The sequence below is a fragment of the Vibrio sp. VGrn 2 genome, assembly GCF_009361695.1.
GTDB classification, from domain to species: Bacteria; Pseudomonadota; Gammaproteobacteria; order Enterobacterales; family Vibrionaceae; genus Vibrio; species Vibrio diabolicus.
Window position 1 is genome coordinate 173,951 of record NZ_RBWD01000011.1, and the last position, 19,786, is coordinate 193,736.

Here is a 19,786-nt window from a genome sequence, read left to right on the forward strand (position 1 = left end):
AAAGCAAATCTGAAGCGAATAACCTCATCGAATACGAGATATTCAGCCGATTTTGAGGAGAAAACATGGGACCGTTATGGGTTGACGTCGCGGGTTATGAACTGACCGCTGAAGACAAAGAAATTCTGGAACATCCTACGGTTGGTGGCTTAATTCTATTTGCTCGTAACTATCATGATAGTGAACAGCTTCAAGCACTTACTCAATCAATCCGCAAGGCAGCCAAGCGCCCGATTTTGATCGGTGTGGATCAAGAAGGGGGGCGAGTACAACGCTTCCGTGAAGGTTTCTCGTTGATCCCTGCAGCCGAAGAATACGCCAAACATCAAAATGGTGAAGAGTTAGCATGTATGGGCGGTTGGCTAATGGCAGCGGAGTTGATAGCACACGACATTGATTTAAGCTTTGCACCCGTGCTCGATAAAGGTCATCAATGTAAAGCGATCGGTAACCGAGCATTTGGCGAAGATGCCGATACCATTCTTCGATTTAGCACCGCTTACATGCAGGGTATGAAGAGCGTTGGAATGGCAACAACAGGCAAACACTTCCCGGGTCACGGTGGTGTGATTGCTGACTCACACTTAGAAACGCCATACGACGAGCGCAGCGACATTTTTGAACAAGACATGGCTATCTTTAAAGCGCAAATTGATGCCGGTATTTTAGATGCCATGATGCCTGCTCACGTGATTTTTCCGAACTACGACTCTCAGCCTGCGAGTGGTTCAGAATACTGGTTGAAACAAGTTTTGCGACAGCAACTCGGTTTTAAAGGCTTGGTTTTCTCCGATGATCTGACTATGGAAGGCGCTGCAATCATGGGTAGTCCTGCCGAGCGTGGGGTTCAAGCCTTGAAAGCCGGTTGCGATATGCTATTGATGTGTAATAAGCGTGAAGCACACATTGAGGTGTTGGATAACTTGCCAGTATCAACAGTGCCACTGGCGGATGCGTTACTGAAAAAACAGTCGTTTTCTCTAAGCGATCTCAAGTTATCTCAAGAGTGGAAAGCGGCGAGTGAAGCGATGAAACGCTTGACCAGCTAAACCTCTTGTAAACGATTCAAAACACCGATTAGAAGCCAAAGTTAATTATACTTTGGCTTTTTATTTGTCTGTAAATAAATATTTACACCAAATGTTTTTTATTGTGTACGCTTGTTTTTCTTTTTTAGCCTGTTATCTTGTCTTTAAAGCTTAGTTGTCTCACCAAGGATTTGGTTGGGTGTAAAAATAAATATACAGGTTAGAGTTATGCAGAAAAGTGAGTTGAGCAATATTAATATTAGCGAAGAGCAGGTTCTTATTACCCCAGAGGAACTAAAAACCAAGCTTCCTTTGAGTGAAAAAGCGCGCCGCTTTATTCAAGAGTCTCGCCAAACTATCGCTAATATTATTCATAAAAAGGATCATCGCCTGCTGGTTGTATGTGGTCCATGTTCTATCCACGACGTGGAAGCGGCGAAGGATTACGCAAAACGTCTTAAAGCGCTCTCTGAACAACTAAGTGACCAACTGTATATTGTTATGCGTGTTTACTTTGAAAAACCACGCACCACGGTCGGCTGGAAAGGGTTGATTAACGATCCGCACCTCGATGGCAGCTTCGATATTGAACATGGTCTGCATGTTGGACGCGAACTGCTAGTGGAATTGGCAGAGATGGAAATCCCGCTCGCGACTGAAGCTCTGGACCCAATTAGCCCACAATACTTGGCGGATACTTTTAGTTGGGCTGCGATCGGCGCACGTACTACGGAGTCACAAACTCACCGTGAAATGGCAAGTGGCTTGTCTATGCCAATTGGTTTTAAAAATGGCACGGATGGCAGTTTGGCAACCGCAATCAATGCGATGCAAGCTGCGTCTTCTAGCCACCGTTTTATGGGAATTAACCGTGAGGGACAAGTAGCACTGTTGACCACTCAGGGCAATGCCAATGGACACGTGATCTTACGTGGTGGCAAGCAAACTAACTACGACTCAGTGTCAGTTACTGAGTGTGAGCAAGAAATGGCGAAGTCTGGCCTTGATGCGTCATTAATGGTGGACTGTAGTCACGCCAACTCACGTAAAGATTACCGTCGCCAGCCATTGGTCGCAGAAGATGTTATTCACCAAATCCGTGAAGGTAATAAGTCCATTATCGGTCTTATGATTGAAAGCCATATCAATGAAGGAAATCAATCTTCTGACTTAGCTCTTGAAGAGATGAAATACGGTGTATCTATCACTGACGCATGTATCAATTGGGATTCAACTGAGGCACTATTACGTCATGCACATGAAGAGCTAGTGCCTTTCTTAGAAAATCGTCTAAAGGCTAATTAATACAGGATTTAAGGAACATCAATGGCAGTTGAACTTAACGCATTACGCGATCAGATTGATGCAGTCGACAAGCAAATGTTGGAGCTATTAGCTCAGCGTTTGGCGCTGGTAGAGAAAGTTGGGGAAGTAAAAAGCGAACATGGTTTGCCAATTTATGCTCCAGACCGCGAAGCGGCGATGCTGGCTTCTCGCCGAGCAGAAGCTGAGAAAATGGGAATTCCTCCACAGCTTATTGAAGATATTCTGCGTCGTACCATGCGTGAGTCTTATGCCAGTGAAAAAGACTCCGGTTTTAAGTGTTTGAACCCTGAATTACGCTCAGTGGTCATTATTGGTGGTAATGGCCAGTTAGGCGGCTTGTTTGGACGTATGTTCAAGCTATCTGGTTATCAAGTCAAAGTGCTTGGCAGCAAAGACTGGGATCGTGCGGATAACATCCTAAAAGGTGCGGGCCTGGTGGTGGTTACTGTGCCAATTCACCTAACAGAAGGTGTGATTGAAAAGCTAGGTAATCTGCCACAAGACTGCATTCTGTGTGACCTGACTTCTATCAAATCTAAGCCACTGCAAGCAATGTTGAATGTGCACCAAGGACCGGTGGTTGGTTTGCACCCAATGTTTGGCCCAGATGTTCCGAGCCTTGCCAAGCAGGTTATTGTGTACTGTGATGGCCGTGGAAATGATCAATACCAATGGTTGCTGCAACAGTTTGGTATTTGGGGCGCGAGCTTGTGTCAGATTGATGCGCAAGAGCACGATCATGGCATGACGTTAATCCAAGCGCTGCGTCACTTCACCTCATTTGCTTACGGCATGCATCTAAGCAAAGAGAACCCGAACATTGAGCAACTGTTAAAGTTGAGCTCACCAATCTACCGCCTGGAGTTGGCGATGGTAGGGCGTCTGTTTGGTCAGGATCCAAACCTCTACGGTGACATTATTCTCTCATCGCAAGAAAACATCGACATGATTAAGCGATTCCACCAACGCTTCGGCGAAGCACTTGCGATTTTGGACAGCAAAGATAAAGCCAAATTTGTCGAAAGCTTTGAGCAGGTGAGTGAGTGGTTTGGTGATTATTCACTACAATTTATGAATGAGAGCCAAAACTTACTCAAACAGGCGAATGATAATATTCATCGTGGTTAATCGCGGGTTATCTATCCGTGTGGAGCCCGAAACGAAAAGAGCAGCTGACGCTGCTCTTTTTTGTGTCGAGAGATAAATCAGTTAGTCGCGGTATTGCTGGTATCTTCACTTGATACTGTATTGATACTGGTGTCGCGATAGGGGGAGTTGGTTAAATTGACTTGCAGACGTACGACATTATCAATCAATTGAACTAAAGGGCCCCATTTCACTTTTTTCTCTTTTTCAAATACATAATTGAAGTTTTCAGGAGTCCACTCCATCAAGTATTGAGGGTTGAGTGCTCGCCCGAGAAAGCGCACCTCGTAATGCAGGTGCGGGCCAGTGGAATTACCTGAACTACCACATTGAGCAATCACATCGCCTTTACTGACAAATTGGCCGCTTTTCACTTTAAAGCGTTGTAAGTGAGCAAAGGAGCTCATAAAGCCAAATGAGTGACGAATAGTGACATAGTTGCCATAGCCACGATTACTCGGGCGAACGGTTTCCACCACTCCGTCTGCAGGTGCGAGGATTTCTTCTCCTCGTTTACAGGTAAGATCGATACCAGTATGAACGTGTCGTTTACCTGAAATAGGATTAATGCGACTGCCGTAGGAAGAAGAAATACGTTGGTATGTCACTGGGCTATCATTTGGAATCAAACGAAACATGGTTGCTCGAACTGCGGAATCGATAGCTGCTGCATCAATTCGCTCTTCTAACGCCATGTTGTTTTCATCGATCATCAGCTCTTCGTCAGCGAGACCTAGAACCGATTCGACGTCGAATACCCGTTTTCCTAATAGCTGAATTTGATTGTTCTTATCGGTCAATGACTGAGAAAGCGAGTGGTTGGTATCAAGCTGCTCTTCATAAAGCGCGGTGATTTCGGCCTTTTCACTTTCTAGTTTGGCGATGGTTTGTGTTAGTTCGTCTTTATTGTGTATCTGCTGTTGATTGAGATACCACGCGCCACCAACGACGGCGGGTAATGCCAATACCGAAGCAAATACTGCTAGGACCGAACTGCGGCCCAAATAGAACTGTTGATCGCCGTCTTTCGTCGGGATCTGCATGATGATTTTTTTAGACATAGTTATTGTTACTTAAATAGGCGTTCATTTATTTTTCTCCTAAATCAGAGAGATGTTCTAACTCTCGGTTCAGAAGGTCGTTATTGCCTACATTCAATTCTATAAATCGTTTTAGTTGGCTAATGCTCTCGATGTCTATCTTGATGATCTTTAACCTAATCTCACACTTAGAAACATCCACAATTTGCGCTTTTAACGTAATCACTTGTTCGGATTGATCAAATGAAAAAGTCACATGGACTGGAAGGGCTAGATCCAAAGCCTCAGTCTCTTCCACTTTCATGAGTAAACCATGTAAGGAAAGATCTTGAATCCTAGCTTCAATTGCCAAGTCACGTTGTTCTACCTTCGCTGGCGCTTGATGGAGAATGCGTGAAAAGCGTCGTCTCTCTGCCATGTGCATTTTCTCGTCATGTCTTCAAACAGAATTGAATAGTATATCAATACGAACAAAAAATGTTCGATTGCTGTTTGAAAAGTGTCGAGGTCGCTACAGAGTGACGTAAGTGCAATGTCATGTTCTTAACGAACGAGACGGGCTAATGAGCTCTTTTTTATAACAAAGAAAACAAAGGCCGCTATGATAGCGGCCTTTGTACAAATTACAATCAAACTTTGCGGGTTGCGATTACTTCGCAATACGCTTGTATTTGATGCGGTGTGGTTCTGCGGCTTCAGGGCCCAACGTTTTCTTCAACCAGTCCATGTACTCGGTGTAGTTACCTTCGTAGAAGTTAACTTGGCCTTCGTCACGGTAGTCAATGATGTGGGTCGCGATACGGTCAAGGAACCAACGGTCGTGCGAGATAACCATTGCACAACCAGGGAACTCTAGTAGTGCTTCTTCTAGAGCACGCAGTGTTTCCACGTCAAGGTCGTTGGTCGGTTCGTCGAGTAGTAACACGTTACCGCCCGCTTTAAGCAGTTTCGCAAGGTGGACACGGTTACGCTCACCACCTGATAGCTCACCAATGATTTTTTGTTGGTCGCTGCCTTTAAAGTTAAAGCGTGAACAGTACGCGCGAGCAGGGATTTCGAAGTTGTTGATCTTAATGATATCAGCACCTTCAGAAATCTCTTGGAATACGGTTTTAGAATCGTCCATGCTGTCACGGAACTGATCGACCGATGCAAGTTTCACAGTATCGCCCATTTCAATTGTGCCTGAATCTGGTTGTTCAGTACCACTTAACATCTTGAATAGGGTCGATTTACCTGCGCCGTTCGCACCGATGATACCAACAATCGCACCTTTAGGGATGCTGAATGATAGGTCATCAATTAGAACACGGCCGTCAAATGACTTCGTTAGGTTCTTCACTTCAATAACTTTATCACCTAGGCGCTCACCTGGCGGGATAAACAGTTCATTGGTTTCGTTACGTTTTTGGTGATCAGAGCTTTGCAGTTCTTCAAAGCGTGCCATACGTGCTTTTGATTTCGCTTGACGACCTTTAGGGTTTTTACGTACCCACTCAAGTTCTTTCTCGATGGTTTTTTGACGAGCACTTTCTTGAGATGCTTCTTGTTGTAGACGAGCGTCTTTTTGCTCCAACCATGAGGTGTAGTTACCTTCCCATGGGATACCTTCACCACGGTCAAGCTCTAAGATCCAACCCGCGGCGTTATCTAGGAAGTAACGGTCGTGGGTGATAGCGACTACAGTACCTGTGTAATCCACTAAGAAGCGCTCTAACCAAGCGACAGATTCTGCATCTAGGTGGTTGGTAGGCTCATCAAGCAGCAGCATGTCTGGCTTAGAAAGTAGCAGGCGACAAATAGCGACACGACGGCGTTCACCACCTGATAGATGCGCAATTTTTTGGTCCCATTCAGGTAAACGAAGTGCGTTTGCTGCTCGCTCAAGTGCGTTTTCTAGGTTGTGACCATCTTTCGCTTGAATCAGAGCTTCAAGTTCGCCTTGCTCTTTTGCAAGTGCGTCGAAGTCTGCATCTGGCTCTGCGTAAGCCGCATAGACCGCATCCAAACGTTTCAGTGCGTCAGCAACGTCAGCAACCGCTTCTTCAACAACTTCACGAACGGTTTTTGATTCGTCTAATACTGGCTCCTGGGGTAGGTAGCCTACGTTTAGACCAGGTTGTGGACGCGCTTCACCGTCGATATCCGTGTCGATACCTGCCATGATACGTAGCAGTGTGGATTTACCTGCACCGTTCAGACCTAAAACACCGATTTTCGCACCAGGGAAGAAGCTCAGAGAGATGTCTTTAAGAATTTGACGCTTAGGTGGCACAATCTTGCTCACCCGCGACATGGTATATACGTATTCAGCCATTGCCGATCGTTCCTAAATTAACTGTCATTCAAACCCATCATTTTATACCAAGTGCTTTGTTTTTGTTACCGCATTGCAAGAATTTCCCTTTCGAATGGATTTCTTATTTTGAGCTGACCGGAAACTTACACGGTTAGGGTATACACTTTTGTTATTCGTTATAAATGACGAAGTGCTTTCTGCATAAGTTAGGAACTCCTTGTCTCCATCGTCTTAAAAGTTTCACGAGTACAATTTTTAATACACTAAGTTGCTTTACATGGACATCTGCATTCTGTGTAAATAGATGCATGTGTGAAAATTGCCTTAACATCACATGAACGCTAACAAAACGAGGCTTTGGGGCAGTATATGTCTGGGGAAAATGACACAAATGAGATTCAACGTATCTGAATTGGCTAAAAATGTATGCTGCGCAGCCGCGCTGTGTGCGATGAGTTTGAGTGCTAATGCCGCGCTGAGCTTGGAAAAGCAGCGTGAAGTTTATGAGCAAGCTCAAGATTTATTAGATAAAAATGACATCGACGGATACCTTTCGATCCGTCCTAAAATTTCTGACTATCCACTGACGCCTTATGTGGACTACCGAACATTTATTAGACAGTTACCGGAAAAATCGCCACAGCAGGTGAACGAATTTATTTCGGAGTACGAGTCGTTTCCTTTTTCTCGTCGTGTTCGCGCTCCATACCTCAACCATCTTTATAAGCAAAAAGATTGGAAAACCATTACTGAGTTTCAAAAAGTCATTCCAAGTGGCGAGCGTTACCAATGTATTTTCTACGTGGCTCAGTTAGAGCAAGGTAAGAAAGTCGCCGCGTTTAAAGGGGCTGAGCATATGTGGTTGCGTGGCAGAAGTATTGCCGATGAGTGCGATCCATTATTCGCAGCATGGGACAAGGCCGGTGAACGTACTGATGAATTAATTCTCCAGCGTATGCTACTGGCGTTTGATGCACGTAATGGCAGTTTGATGAGTTACTTACTTAAATTGCCTAAATCCTCGCAGGCAAGGCAACAAGCGAAAGAAATGAAGGCGTTGTTTGATAACCCTTCAAGCGTTGCGGAGTTCGCGAAGAAAAAACCGGCTAATGATTTTAATCGAGCGCAAAGCGAATATGCGTTGGAAAAGCTAGCTCGCATGAATACCAGTCAAGCGCAGAGTGCGTATGATGCCGTCATTAAAGGGCAGAAGTTTTCTCCAGAAAAGGCGCAAGCCCTGGCTGACTATATCGCATTTCGATTGACCCGTACTGAGTCTGAGTCACTAGCTAAGTGGCGCGATGATAAAACGAAAACCAGCCAGTACTTACCGCTCATTGAAACTCGCATTCGCTTAGCGATTCAGAACGCGGATTGGAAGGGCGTACAAGAGTGGATTGCCGTTCTCAATAAAGAAGAGCAAGCGTCGCTTCGCTGGCAATACTGGCTTGGACGAAGTGAAATTGCGTTAGGTGATGACATCGCAGGGAAACAGCGTTTAGCGACTTTGGTCGGGCAGCGAAACTTTTATAGTGTGGCAGCCGCTAATGCGATTGGACAATCAATCAAATACCCTACGCATACGGTTAAGTTTGATAAGCGAGTGGTTCAACCCTATCAAGACTCGTTAGTTCGTATTGAAGAGTTGATCGCGACGGACAAAATTGCAGCAGCGAAAAGTGAATGGGCACATTTATTGCGCCGCGTAGGGAAAGATGAAAAGGCGATGTTGGCGGCTTATGCGTCTTCTAAGCGTTGGCATAACCTAACGGTGACCGCGAGTATTCAAGCGCAGATGTGGGATAATATCGAACTGAGGTTCCCGATTGCGCATCGCTGGTGGTTTAACTTTTATGCAAAAAAACACAACATAGATTCCGTGACGATGATGTCCCTAGCTCGACAGGAAAGTGCGTTGGATGTCGAAGCCCGTTCTCCAGTTGGTGCTCGTGGTCTTATGCAGATCATGCCCGCTACAGCAAAGTACACAGCACGTAAATATAAGTTGAGTTATCAAGGTACGCAGGACCTCTACAATGTAGGTAAAAATATCGAAATTGGTAGCCATTATTTGCAAGGCTTATTAGAGGATTACGATAATAATCGTATTTTTGCTCTTGCTGCTTATAATGCAGGTCCTAACAGAGTAAAAACGTGGCGAGAGCGTACCCAAGGAAAAGTGGATGCTTATGCCTTTATTGAGGCAATTCCATTTAGAGAGACACGCGGTTATGTACAAAACATCCTGATGTTTGAAACATATTACCGTGATCTTTTGGGTATCGATGGCGCGTTCTTGAATCAACATGAGATCAATACCAAGTATTGAGTGAGGTAACTTGATGTCGCACGAACCCGAGTACAAAGACTGGCAACAGATTATTGAGCTAATTCGAACTAGCATGGACAGTGAGCAAGATGACATGCTGCTAACCATGCTGATGTCACGTGATGAGAGAGAATCATTAATATCACGCGTTAATATTATTAACGAGCTTCTTAAAGGAGAATTATCTCAACGCCAGATCAGCCAGATGCTTGGCGTGGGTATTGCCACTATTACTCGTGGCTCTAACGAGTTAAAGTCTAAATCTGATGAAGAGAAAGACAAACTCAAGGTTTTGTTAGAGCAAGTTGCGGTATCTAAGTAGCCAGTGATTCCAATTCGCTTTTAGGTATTAGTATCACAAGTGGTTAAGATAACGTGTTAAAAAGGGCGGAAATATCCGCCCTTTTTCGTACCTAGCGAATAGGATGAGCGTTATAAATTTGAAGGGAAGTGCTCAGGGTTTGTGAATGGAATCAGAGCCAGAATCAAGGCTTGATGGTAAACCGAACTTCGAGTCAGCTGGTTTTGGGTGAGCAGGCTGATGGCACCACCTTTCTGTTTGATGTTCTCGGTACCAAACACCTCATCCATGACATCTCCCAGCTCATTCGCATGCTCGAGTTTTTCCAATACTTTGGGCGGCAGCATTAAGCTCGCAGAGCGAGATTCACCGCGGTGAGTATTCGACTCAATAACCATCCACGCAAACGTCACGTTTGTTTCAATTCCCGCTTCAAGTCCGACATAGTAATCCGCGTTTGGCATCTCTACTTTTGCGTTTTTAACGCGGTTTAGTGCACCGCGATGAGTTTCTTCATCAGTCATAGGTTGATCTGCGACCTCACTCGGTACACTGACGCCAACGAAGTTGAACTCTTGGTGCGGAAATGCACTGTTAAATGCACTTTGAACGGCATTAATTTTAGCTGGGTTTAGCGATGCGATTACGACTTTTTGGGTTGCCATGATCTTTTTACTCACTGGTGTCTATTAACTCAATTTTACTTGGGTAGGCTTTACGTTCTCACTAGGGTAACACCCTAATACTTTCAAGTGTTTAGTGATTTTTGTTAGCTCTTCTAGTGCCTGTTGCATTTCTGTCGAAGCAAGATGAGATTCCAAGTCTACGTAGAACATCTCTTCCCATGGGTTCCCCATAATTGGACGTGATTCTAGCTTGGTCATATTGATGCCGTAACGTTGCAGCACTAATAGTGTTTCAACCAATGAGCCAGCCTCTTGGGAGGTCGACATGATCAAGGTGGTTTTTGCTGGAATCTGAGTTGAAACCTCAACTGGTTTGCGAGCAACCACGATAAAACGAGTATGGTTCTCAGTTTGGTTTGCGATGTTGCCTTGAATTGCTTGCAAGCCGTATAGCTTACCGCTTGATGCATTACCAATTGCAGCAACATCATCACGATCCATCTCTTGGACTTTTTGCATTGCATCTGCCGTGCTGGCGCAAGACTCCAGTTTTACACCTTTCATACGGCTTAAAAACTCACTGCACTGTTGGTGTGGCTGAGGATGTGAATACAGCGTTTTAATGTTTTCCAGACGAATGTCTTTTTTCGCAACCAAGCAGTGCTCGATTGGTTGAGTTAGCTCTCCAACGATGTACAGCGTCGTGTGTTGTAGTAGGTCATACACTTCATTAATAGAGCCTGAACTGGTGTTTTCGATAGGCAGAACGCCATAATCAGCATGGCCCGATTCTACTGTTTGAGTCACTTCTTTGAAGTGTTCGCAGTTGAGCTCGATAAGTTCTGTATTTTTACGGCTGAAGTATTCGCGGCTTGCCAAGTGCGAGTAAGAGCCTTTGGCTCCTAAGAAAGCGACGCGAGCAAGTGGCTTACGACTTTGTTGCGGGTTAACGAGGTTTTGCAGGTAACTTTGCTGAAGAAGCACAGAGTCTTCAATGATGGTATGGAAAAGTTTAGTGATGTACTGCGCGTCGAGTTCGTATTTATCTCGGCCATTAGAAATCAGCTTAACTAATAGTTGTTGTTCTCGAACGGCATCACGAACGGGTTTTGAGGTTTGTACTTTGCTTTTGGCTACTTCAATGCTGAGTTTACGGCGCTCAGACAATAAGCTGAGAAGTTGGTCATCTAGCTCATTCAAGCGCAAACGAATTTCTTCGAGGGAAATAGGTTGGTCAGTCATCAATTCTTTCCTTATAAAAAAGCCTCCCGATTTGGGAGGCTTTCTGTTTGTTTTTGACTTTTCTTTCACAAACGAGTTCGCCCCTCCGACTATGGGAGGAAAAAGAAGTCAAAAATAAACAGTGAGGTTAAATGCATAAATAGTGCTTAATTTATGAGTGTTTAAACACAATAAGCAAGGCAGGGGAGAGCGTCAAGCAAAAAAATAGCGCCTTTCGGCGCTATTTCCTCAATCTGGTCAGTTTACTCTTCTTCTTCCACTAGCTCAGGCTTATTTGCACGTCGAGCTTCAGGTTTGTGGGTCAGCTTGTTCAATTGTCGTTCTAGTTTTTGCTCCACTTCGTTGATAGCTGCGTAAAGATCTTCGTGAGTTGCTGAGGCAATGAGCTGGCCTTTAGGAACTTTAATAACCGCTTCGAATTTCTTCTGTTTGTTTGGTTCCTCACTGAAAGTTGCTTGGCAACCAATTAGGTCTACTTGCCATTTCTCCAGTTTTTTAAACTTGCTCTCAATATGAGCTCGGATTGCAGAGGTGATTTCGATGTTTTTGCCAGTGATATTCATTGTCATAAGTGTTTTTCCTCTGTTGCATCCCTCATGGGTTGAGTTCAGATTACCGCTTTAAGTATAAAAAAATGTGACTCAGATCATTATTTTGTTCGGGTTTTTTATGATGAAAAATGAATGTGATCTCACTCAAGATCTGCTGAGATTTATCGTGAAATTGCTTGTTATCGGTTAGTAAATCCGTAGATTGGATAGAGTACTCAGCTGAAAACGTCTTCGTTTTTAGGGAAGTTTTACGGCCTAATATTAGAGGTGGTTAAAATTTAACTATACGTAAAGTGTGATGACAGTCACTGAGTCTCTCAGACGAATTTATTTACAAAGCCGCTTATTGTACAAGCGGCTTTTTTGTGTCTGGCGTTTGACTGACTTTTCGTAGCGGTATCATGAAGAAGGGATCCTTTGGAGCCAGTGATACCCGCTCTAGACTTTTGACTTGGTCCAAACTTTCTAGCTGTTTGTATATAACGTAATAGCGATTAATGCTTGTGACGTACCCAACCGTTGAGCTTAAACTTTTCCGCATAACGACTTCCACGTTATTGAACCAAACATTAGGATCGTAGCCTTGCTGGGCTGCACGTTTACGAATTCGTTCTACATTCCCGGGGCCAGCATTGTAAGCCGCTAAGGTAAAGTAGAGTTTATTTTCCGCCGTAATAGCAGGATCACTGAAGTACTGTTTACGCAAAAATGCTAAATACTTCACGCCAGCATGAATATTGTTTTCTAGCTGCCGAACGTTTTTGATATTGATATTAGGGTCTCGAGCCGTGCTGGGTAGAACTTGCATTATGCCGACTGCACCTCGACTTCCAACGAGGTCGTTATTAAAGCCGGACTCTTTATAAGCGACGGCTGCGATCAGTAGATAGTCGATATCGTACTTCTCACCATAGCGTGAAAACAACGTAGCAAGCTTTTCTAGTTGAGCAATTTTGTTGGGGTTAAGGGCTTTGTTTAGCCAACCTGTGTTATCGATGTATTTTCCGTAAATGACGTTACCGAGCAGTGTCCCAGAACGAGATTTCTGAATAAACTTGTTCACGACGGCTTTCAAACTTGGGCTGTTTTCCCGCATTGCCCAAGCGATTTTACCATTTTCACGAATAGGGATTTCTGGGTGAGCTCGAATATCATCCATCACTTTCAGCCAAAGTTTGGCTTTATGACTATCGAGAACAATGGCTTTGACGTAGCCGTTATTGAGCATCCCAACCAGTTCGTAGTCTTGCAGTGTTTCTTCAATAAAATGTACGACAACGGGTGGCAAGCCTTTTTTATTTAGCTTCTTATTTAGTGCTTGAATACTCTCAAAGTAGCTAGAACTGGCACGTACCCAAACCTCTTTGCCGCTCAGTTGCTCAATGTTAGTCATGGCTGGTGTGCTTTTGTTCGTGACTATCCACTCGTCAATACCAGTAAGAATGGGTGAACTAAAATCGACTTTCTGTTTACGTGTGTTGGTAATGGTCAGATTGGCGACGACTAGATCACCGGAGCCATTTTCTAAGGCTGGCAGAAGTTGGTCACGGGCTAGAGGAATAATTTGTACGTTAAGTTTCGGTTTGAGCTTACGAAGGTCTTTTTCGAAATGCGCCAGGAGTTCTGCACCTATTCCTTTTGGTGTACCGCCTTCAATGTAATAGAAGCCTAGATCAGCAGAAACGAGGACACGTAAAACATTCTTCTCTTTAATAACATCGAGATCCCCAGTGTAAGGAGGTTGCTTGAGTGGTGATATTTGCAGTGCGCAAACGGAAGCAGACAATAAGAGCAGCATAACTGCGCATAGCTTAGGTATCGTCACGTTCACATCCTTTTATAAAGGGGAGGGGAACTTTAAGCATATGTAGAGCCCCGTAGATCATCAAGCAAGGGCAGAACACGCTATTGCGGGTAATAAAAAACCGCCACGGTAAAAACGGTGGCGGTTTAGTTTGAAGCGGCTCAGTTACTTCACAGGGTTGAGCTCGATAAGCTTTTCAGTTCTTGCTACGGCGTCTTCCAAACCGAGTTGCTTGTAGGCCTCTAGCTGGATAGTCAGTGACTTACGTGCCGCTTCGGTGTCTGGGAATGCTTTTTGTAGCTCTTGACTGCGATTAATTGCAGCTACCCAGGCTTCACGGCGGAGGTAGAAGTCAGCCGTCGCTAAGTCATAGTTCGCTAGGCGGTTTTTCAGCGCAACCATGCGTTTTTGTGAATCTTGTGCGTATGGGCTGTTCGGGTAGCGTTGAAGCAGTTTTTTGAAGTCATCAAACGCTTTTTTTACTGGCTCAGGATCGCGATCGCTTCGATCTACGCTGAACAGATCATGCATAAAGTTACGATCTTGCGCCATATGGCTTAGGCCGCGCATGTACAGTACCCAGTCCATTTTTTCATGGGTTGGGTTTAAACGCATAAAGCGAGAAATGGTTGCCAAGCCCAAAGCAAGGTCGTCGTTTTTGTAGTACGCATAGATTAGGTCAAGCTGCACCTGTTCTGAGTAGGCACCGAATGGGTAACGTGAGTCTAATGCTTCCAGTTTCTCAATTGCAGAAAGCCAATTACCACTTTGAAGAGAAATCTGTGCGTCTGCATACAGTTCCGAAGGCGGCACATCAGGAACGATTTCTTCTTTGCTTGCACATCCAAACAGAAGGGATACCGCTAAAAGGCCTGTTAAAGTCTGACGTTTCATATCAGGAGTCTGTTCCTTGAATCTAAATATTTCTTAAGCTGCCGTTACTTTCTTTCCAGTAACAGATACAATGACGTAATAGTCTATTTTTTCACAGTCGTGAGCATTAGTCTCACAGTTTTTAAAAAAGTTCGATATGGCTCAGCAGATTGTATTAACAAATACCGTAAAAGATAGCCAGTTAGGTCAACGTTTAGACCAAGCTATCGCCGAATTATTCGCGGACTTCTCTCGCTCGCGCCTGAAAGAGTGGCTGCTTGATGGGAAAGTTCAAGTTAATGGTGAAGTTGTCACCAAACCTCGCACCAAAGTAATGGGTGGCGAGGAAATTACATTGCAAGCCGAGTTAGAAGATGAAGAGCGCTGGGAAGCGCAAGATATCCCGCTAGATATCGTCTATGAAGATGACGATATTATCGTTATCAACAAACCTCGTGACTTTGTGGTTCACCCAGGTGCCGGTACGCCAGATGGTACAGTGCTTAATGCGTTGTTGCATCATTACCCTGATATCGCAGAAGTGCCTCGTGCGGGCATTGTGCACCGTCTGGATAAAGACACAACGGGGCTGATGGTGGTGGCGAAAACTGTACCAGCACAAACTCGCCTGGTTCGCGCACTGCAAAAACGTAATATTACTCGTGAGTACGAAGCAATCGCCATTGGTCGTATGACAGCGGGTGGTAAAGTGGACCAACCTATTGGTCGTCATTCTACCAAGCGCACGCTTATGGCGGTAGCACCAATGGGTAAACCAGCGGTAACGCACTACCGTGTCGCTGAGCGTTTCCGCGAACACACACGTATCCGTCTGCGTCTTGAAACGGGTCGTACGCACCAGATCCGTGTGCACATGTCTTACCTTCAGCATCCGCTGCTCGGTGATATTGCATATGGTGGACGTGCTCGCATCCCGACAGGTGCTTCTGAAGAGCTAACGGCAATGATCCGTGGCTTCGATCGCCAAGCATTGCACGCCGTAATGCTACGCTTTGAACATCCAATTACGGGAGAAGTACTTGAGTTCCATGCCCCTGTGCCTGATGACATGGTGGCGATGACCGAAGCGCTTCGTCAAGATACGGAAGAGCACGGTTTACCGGAAGAGTTCTAAGATGAAGACAATCATTCCGAATTGGCGTGCGCCTAAAAATGTCAAAGCTTTTGCCTCAACACGCATAGGCGGTTTTTCGACAGGCCCTTATCAAGGGCTAAATTTAGGTACTCACGTTGGGGATGATTTGTCTTTAGTAGAGAAGAACCGAGCTTGGTTGGCGCAGCAGGCGAACATGCCAAATGCGCCAATCTGGTTAAACCAAACGCATTCGACCGTTGTGGCTCAAGCAAATGAACCAACAACACAAGTGCTTGATGCGGACGGTGTATTTACTTCTTCAAGCCATGTTGTTTGTTCAGCGATGACCGCCGATTGTCTACCTGTATTATTGACTAATACACAAGGCACGCAGGTCGCTGCCGTTCATGCAGGGTGGCGCGGCTTAGCAAATGGTATTGTCGAAAATGCATTAGCGTTGTTTTCAGGTGAAGTGATAGCGTGGCTTGGGCCTGCTATTGGGCCTGAAGCTTTTGAAGTCGGTGAAGATGTTCTGCAAGCTTTTGTTGATGTCGATTCTCTGGCACATCAAGCTTTTATGCCACGAGAGGCTAAAGGTAAATGGTTGGCTGATATGTCAAAGCTGGCAACGCAACGTCTAAATCGAGCTGGTGTGACACAAGTGTTTGACTCTGGACTTTGTACTTACCAAGATAAAGCCTCTTTTTATTCGTATCGCCGTGATGGTAAAACTGGTCGGCAAGCCACCTTTATTTGGATTGAAGATTAGTTATAAGCACTAAAGTGCCAAGATGCATAGTGCTATTTTTGCAAAGCTATCTTTATTCATTCACTCCCTTGAAATTCCTCCTCTGAGTATCCATCTTTCTAACTGTCAAAAGAATTTCCTTTAGTTGAGGTTAGGAAGGTAGATATGCGTCTTGATCGATTCACAAGTAAGTTTCAAATCGCTATCTCTGATGCTCAATCACTAGCGTTAGGGCGCGATCATCAATATATCGAGCCAGTTCACCTCATGGTGGCTTTGCTTGACCAAAATGGCAGTCCAATCCGTCCATTGCTTACTATGCTGGATGTGGACGTAACGCATTTACGCTCTAAATTGAGTGAAATGCTAGATAGATTACCAAAAGTCAGTGGCATCGGTGGAGATGTACAGCTCTCTAGTTCGATGGGCACGTTGTTTAACCTGTGTGACAAAGTGGCGCAAAAGCGTCAAGACTCCTATATCTCGTCTGAAATCTTCCTGCTTGCTGCTTTAGAAGATCGCGGACCATTGGGGCAATTACTCAAAGAGATCGGTTTAACAGAGCAAAAAGTTAGCCAAGCAATCGAAAAGATCAGAGGTGGTCAAAAGGTTAATGATCCGAATGCAGAAGAGCTTCGCCAAGCATTGGAAAAGTTCACCATTGACCTTACCGAGCGAGCAGAACAGGGCAAACTGGACCCGGTTATCGGCCGTGATGATGAAATTCGCCGTACCATCCAAGTATTGCAGCGCCGTACTAAAAACAACCCTGTGATCATCGGTGAACCTGGCGTAGGTAAGACCGCAATTGTTGAAGGCTTAGCTCAGCGCATTGTCAACAATGAAGTGCCAGAAGGTTTACGTGGTCGCCGCGTGCTGTCATTAGATATGGGCGCACTGGTTGCTGGTGCTAAGTACCGTGGTGAATTTGAAGAGCGCTTGAAGTCGGTATTGAATGAACTCGCTAAAGAAGAAGGTAATGTCATTCTATTTATCGACGAGCTCCATACTATGGTTGGTGCGGGTAAAGGTGAAGGCTCAATGGATGCGGGGAACATGCTCAAACCTGCATTAGCCCGTGGTGAACTGCACTGTGTTGGCGCAACAACACTGGATGAATATCGTCAGTACATCGAAAAAGATGCGGCGTTAGAACGTCGTTTCCAAAAAGTGCTGGTGGATGAGCCGACCGTTGAGGATACAGTGGCGATTTTACGTGGCTTGAAGGAGCGTTATGAGCTTCATCATCACGTTGAAATTACTGACCCAGCGATTGTTGCAGCGGCGAGTTTGTCACATCGTTATGTTTCTGACCGTCAACTGCCAGATAAAGCGATCGACTTAATCGACGAAGCGGCTTCAAGCATTCGTTTACAAATTGACTCTAAACCAGAGTCATTAGATAAGCTTGAACGTAAAATCATCCAACTCAAAATTGAGCAACAGGCGCTTAGTAACGAGCACGACGAAGCGAGTGAAAAGCGTTTGAAAGCGCTTAATGAAGAACTCAATGAAAAAGAACGTGAGTACGCTGAACTAGAAGAGGTTTGGAATACAGAAAAAGCTGCACTTTCTGGCACTCAACATATTAAGTCTGAGCTTGAACAAGCTCGTATGGATATGGAGTTTGCTCGCCGAGCTGGTGATCTAAACCGCATGTCGGAACTTCAATATGGTCGTATTCCTGAACTTGAGAAGCAGTTAGATCTTGCAACCCAAGCGGAAATGCAGGAAATGACACTATTGCGTAATAAAGTAACCGACAACGAGATTGCAGAAGTACTTTCTAAGCAAACTGGCATCCCAGTATCCAAGATGCTAGAAGCGGAAAAAGAGAAACTACTTCGTATGGAAGACGTACTGCATAATCGTGTGGTAGGGCAAAGCGAAGCGGTCTCTGTTGTATCGAATGCCATTCGTCGTAGTCGAGCTGGGCTTTCTGATCCAAACCGACCAATTGGCTCCTTCTTATTCTTAGGTCCAACTGGTGTAGGTAAAACAGAGCTTTGTAAGACACTTGCGAGCTTTATGTTCGACAGCGAAGATGCGATGGTCCGTATCGACATGTCTGAGTTCATGGAGAAACACTCAGTGGCAAGATTGGTTGGTGCGCCTCCAGGCTATGTCGGATATGAAGAGGGTGGTTACTTAACGGAAGCGGTTCGTCGCAAGCCGTATTCGGTAATTTTGTTAGATGAAGTAGAGAAAGCGCATCCGGATGTATTTAACATTCTGCTGCAAGTTCTCGATGATGGGCGTTTAACGGATGGTCAAGGTCGTACTGTTGACTTCCGTAATACGGTTGTGATCATGACATCGAACTTGGGTTCATCTCGTATCCAAGAGAATTTCGCAACATTAGACTATCAAGGTATCAAGAGTGAAGTAATGGATGTGGTTAGCAAACACTTCCGTCCTGAGTTCTTGAACCGTGTTGACGAAATCGTGGTGTTCCATCCACTTGGTCAAGAGCACATCAAGTCCATCGCTTCTATTCAATTAGAACGTTTGGCGAAACGACTAGAAGAAAAAGGATATCAACTAGAGGTTTCTGACAAAGCACTCGATTTGATCGCTCAAGTTGGTTTCGACCCTGTATATGGTGCGCGTCCTTTAAAACGCGCAATTCAACAGAATGTCGAGAACCCATTAGCCAAATCGATTCTTTCTGGTGAAATTGTTCCAGACAAGAAAGTGCAGCTAATCGTTACTAATGACCAAATTCGTGCCCATCAGTAATTGCACGGATACAATAAGAAATGAGATAAAAATCACATTCAAGGGGCCATTTGGCCCCTTTTCTATAATGTTTTAGAACCTTTTGCCTGTTTTCTATACGAATGAACTAAAAAGGTGAGTTTTTTTTAAAAATGCACTTGTGTTCCTTAATGAACGCCCTATAATGCGCCTCCGTTGTCAAGGGAAAGCAAGTTAAGCGAAGCCTAGATAACAAGGTCAGTGAGTTAAGAATTAACTCGCAGATAAATAACTTAAAAAAGTGTTTGACACGATAAGTTATCTAGCTAAAATGGCCGTCCACTTTGAAGAGAACTTCAAAGTGTGCTCTTTAAAAATATAGACCTATCAATCTGTGTGGGCACTCGTTGATAATAATCCAATTAGAAATTTCTCTTAATAAAGAGCGGTTTTAAATTAGGTTTCAATGAAACGAAGTGACCATTGAATCTTCGGATTCAGCACAGTCAATTCAAACATTACTTTATGTAATGTTCAGTATTCATTGAGCCGAACAAAATCTTAAATTGAAGAGTTTGATCATGGCTCAGATTGAACGCTGGCGGCAGGCCTAACACATGCAAGTCGAGCGGAAACGAGTTATCTGAACCTTCGGGGAACGATAACGGCGTCGAGCGGCG

The 19,786-nt window shown here is 44.7% G+C and carries 16 protein-coding genes, 1 rRNA gene and 1 other annotated feature; of the genes, 9 read left to right on the top strand and 8 right to left on the bottom strand.

The window, feature by feature from the left end; all coding sequences use genetic code 11:
* Positions 1–65 precede the first annotated feature (65 nt).
* The 3 genes from nagZ (at position 66) to tyrA (ending at position 3,482) form a co-directional block, all read left to right on the top strand.
* The gene (gene nagZ / locus D8S93_RS17820; RefSeq protein WP_104969088.1) at positions 66–1,049 is read left to right on the top strand and encodes a beta-N-acetylhexosaminidase; all 984 of its coding nucleotides are present in this window, start codon (positions 66–68) and stop codon (positions 1,047–1,049) included.
* 207 nt (positions 1,050–1,256) lie between these two features.
* A complete protein-coding gene (locus D8S93_RS17825) occupies positions 1,257–2,333 on the top strand; it encodes a 3-deoxy-7-phosphoheptulonate synthase (protein ID WP_005397501.1) in 1,077 nt (358 codons plus the stop codon).
* A 21-nt stretch (positions 2,334–2,354) separates the two neighbouring features.
* The gene (gene tyrA, locus D8S93_RS17830; RefSeq protein WP_152814525.1) at positions 2,355–3,482 is read left to right on the top strand and encodes a bifunctional chorismate mutase/prephenate dehydrogenase; all 1,128 of its coding nucleotides are present in this window, start codon (positions 2,355–2,357) and stop codon (positions 3,480–3,482) included.
* A gap of 77 nt (positions 3,483–3,559) precedes the next feature.
* Here the strand turns inward: tyrA and D8S93_RS17835 are convergent, their stop codons facing one another.
* From D8S93_RS17835 to ettA, 3 genes are all read right to left on the bottom strand, one after another.
* Positions 3,560–4,561 (bottom strand): M23 family metallopeptidase, encoded by a 1,002-nt coding sequence (locus D8S93_RS17835; protein WP_005397491.1) that lies wholly within the window; start codon positions 4,559–4,561, stop codon positions 3,560–3,562.
* A 28-nt stretch (positions 4,562–4,589) separates the two neighbouring features.
* The gene (locus tag D8S93_RS17840; protein ID WP_152814527.1) at positions 4,590–4,958 is read right to left on the bottom strand and encodes a PilZ domain-containing protein; all 369 of its coding nucleotides are present in this window, start codon (positions 4,956–4,958) and stop codon (positions 4,590–4,592) included.
* A gap of 231 nt (positions 4,959–5,189) precedes the next feature.
* Entirely contained in the window at positions 5,190–6,857 is a 1,668-nt protein-coding gene (gene ettA / locus D8S93_RS17845; protein ID WP_005381894.1) for an energy-dependent translational throttle protein EttA, read from the bottom strand.
* Between the two features lie 373 nt (positions 6,858–7,230).
* Here ettA and sltY point away from each other — a divergent pair, with 373 nt between their 5' ends.
* The gene (gene sltY / locus D8S93_RS17850; RefSeq protein WP_193621638.1) at positions 7,231–9,168 is read left to right on the top strand and encodes a murein transglycosylase; all 1,938 of its coding nucleotides are present in this window, start codon (positions 7,231–7,233) and stop codon (positions 9,166–9,168) included.
* Between the two features lie 13 nt (positions 9,169–9,181).
* A complete protein-coding gene (gene trpR, locus D8S93_RS17855; RefSeq protein WP_012842123.1) occupies positions 9,182–9,490 on the top strand; it encodes a trp operon repressor in 309 nt (102 codons plus the stop codon).
* A gap of 110 nt (positions 9,491–9,600) precedes the next feature.
* On the opposite strand, the gene yjjX is transcribed toward trpR, so the two are convergent.
* The 5 genes from yjjX to D8S93_RS17880 all read right to left on the bottom strand — a co-directional run bounded on the left by yjjX (position 9,601) and on the right by D8S93_RS17880 (position 14,586).
* On the bottom strand, positions 9,601–10,134 hold the full coding sequence (yjjX, locus tag D8S93_RS17860) for an inosine/xanthosine triphosphatase (RefSeq protein ID WP_005397487.1): 534 nt from the start codon (positions 10,132–10,134) through the stop codon (positions 9,601–9,603).
* 24 nt (positions 10,135–10,158) lie between these two features.
* The gene (gene pheA / locus D8S93_RS17865) at positions 10,159–11,337 is read right to left on the bottom strand and encodes a prephenate dehydratase (RefSeq protein WP_005397485.1); all 1,179 of its coding nucleotides are present in this window, start codon (positions 11,335–11,337) and stop codon (positions 10,159–10,161) included.
* Positions 11,338–11,349: 12 nt separating this feature from the next.
* Positions 11,350–11,471 (bottom strand) — a sequence feature (Phe leader region).
* Positions 11,472–11,579: 108 nt separating this feature from the next.
* Positions 11,580–11,906 (bottom strand): ribosome hibernation-promoting factor, HPF/YfiA family, encoded by a 327-nt coding sequence (gene hpf, locus D8S93_RS17870; RefSeq protein WP_005397484.1) that lies wholly within the window; start codon positions 11,904–11,906, stop codon positions 11,580–11,582.
* Between the two features lie 325 nt (positions 11,907–12,231).
* Positions 12,232–13,686, bottom strand: coding sequence for a lytic transglycosylase F (locus D8S93_RS17875; RefSeq protein WP_152814557.1), 1,455 nt, complete (start codon positions 13,684–13,686; stop codon positions 12,232–12,234).
* Between the two features lie 171 nt (positions 13,687–13,857).
* The gene (locus D8S93_RS17880) at positions 13,858–14,586 is read right to left on the bottom strand and encodes an outer membrane protein assembly factor BamD (protein WP_005385927.1); all 729 of its coding nucleotides are present in this window, start codon (positions 14,584–14,586) and stop codon (positions 13,858–13,860) included.
* A 136-nt stretch (positions 14,587–14,722) separates the two neighbouring features.
* Here D8S93_RS17880 and rluD point away from each other — a divergent pair, with 136 nt between their 5' ends.
* From rluD to D8S93_RS17900, 4 genes are all read left to right on the top strand, one after another.
* Entirely contained in the window at positions 14,723–15,700 is a 978-nt protein-coding gene (rluD, locus tag D8S93_RS17885; protein ID WP_065645207.1) for a 23S rRNA pseudouridine(1911/1915/1917) synthase RluD, read from the top strand.
* A gap of 1 nt (position 15,701) precedes the next feature.
* Complete coding sequence (gene pgeF, locus D8S93_RS17890) at positions 15,702–16,430, top strand: peptidoglycan editing factor PgeF (RefSeq protein ID WP_053808618.1); 729 nt, start codon at positions 15,702–15,704, stop codon at positions 16,428–16,430.
* Between the two features lie 144 nt (positions 16,431–16,574).
* On the top strand, positions 16,575–19,148 hold the full coding sequence (clpB, locus tag D8S93_RS17895) for an ATP-dependent chaperone ClpB (protein ID WP_005397478.1): 2,574 nt from the start codon (positions 16,575–16,577) through the stop codon (positions 19,146–19,148).
* 521 nt (positions 19,149–19,669) lie between these two features.
* Positions 19,670–19,786 (top strand): 16S ribosomal RNA (locus D8S93_RS17900); the annotation flags it as partial.

Bases quoted from the DNA above. Each gene is read 5' to 3' on its own strand.
- D8S93_RS17880 (WP_005385927.1), bottom strand. From the start codon at position 14,586: ATGAAACGTCAGACTTTAACAGGCCTTTTAGCGGTATCCCTTCTGTTT.
- ettA (WP_005381894.1), bottom strand. From the start codon at position 6,857: ATGGCTGAATACGTATATACCATGTCGCGGGTGAGCAAGATTGTGCCA.
- clpB (WP_005397478.1), top strand. From the start codon at position 16,575: ATGCGTCTTGATCGATTCACAAGTAAGTTTCAAATCGCTATCTCTGAT.
- D8S93_RS17840 (WP_152814527.1), bottom strand. From the start codon at position 4,958: ATGGCAGAGAGACGACGCTTTTCACGCATTCTCCATCAAGCGCCAGCG.
- yjjX (WP_005397487.1), bottom strand. From the start codon at position 10,134: ATGGCAACCCAAAAAGTCGTAATCGCATCGCTAAACCCAGCTAAAATT.
- pgeF (WP_053808618.1), top strand. From the start codon at position 15,702: ATGAAGACAATCATTCCGAATTGGCGTGCGCCTAAAAATGTCAAAGCT.
- nagZ (WP_104969088.1), top strand. From the start codon at position 66: ATGGGACCGTTATGGGTTGACGTCGCGGGTTATGAACTGACCGCTGAA.
- hpf (WP_005397484.1), bottom strand. From the start codon at position 11,906: ATGACAATGAATATCACTGGCAAAAACATCGAAATCACCTCTGCAATC.
- D8S93_RS17875 (WP_152814557.1), bottom strand. From the start codon at position 13,686: ATGCTGCTCTTATTGTCTGCTTCCGTTTGCGCACTGCAAATATCACCA.
- trpR (WP_012842123.1), top strand. From the start codon at position 9,182: ATGTCGCACGAACCCGAGTACAAAGACTGGCAACAGATTATTGAGCTA.
- D8S93_RS17835 (WP_005397491.1), bottom strand. From the start codon at position 4,561: ATGTCTAAAAAAATCATCATGCAGATCCCGACGAAAGACGGCGATCAA.
- rluD (WP_065645207.1), top strand. From the start codon at position 14,723: ATGGCTCAGCAGATTGTATTAACAAATACCGTAAAAGATAGCCAGTTA.
- pheA (WP_005397485.1), bottom strand. From the start codon at position 11,337: ATGACTGACCAACCTATTTCCCTCGAAGAAATTCGTTTGCGCTTGAAT.
- sltY (WP_193621638.1), top strand. From the start codon at position 7,231: ATGAGATTCAACGTATCTGAATTGGCTAAAAATGTATGCTGCGCAGCC.
- tyrA (WP_152814525.1), top strand. From the start codon at position 2,355: ATGGCAGTTGAACTTAACGCATTACGCGATCAGATTGATGCAGTCGAC.
- D8S93_RS17825 (WP_005397501.1), top strand. From the start codon at position 1,257: ATGCAGAAAAGTGAGTTGAGCAATATTAATATTAGCGAAGAGCAGGTT.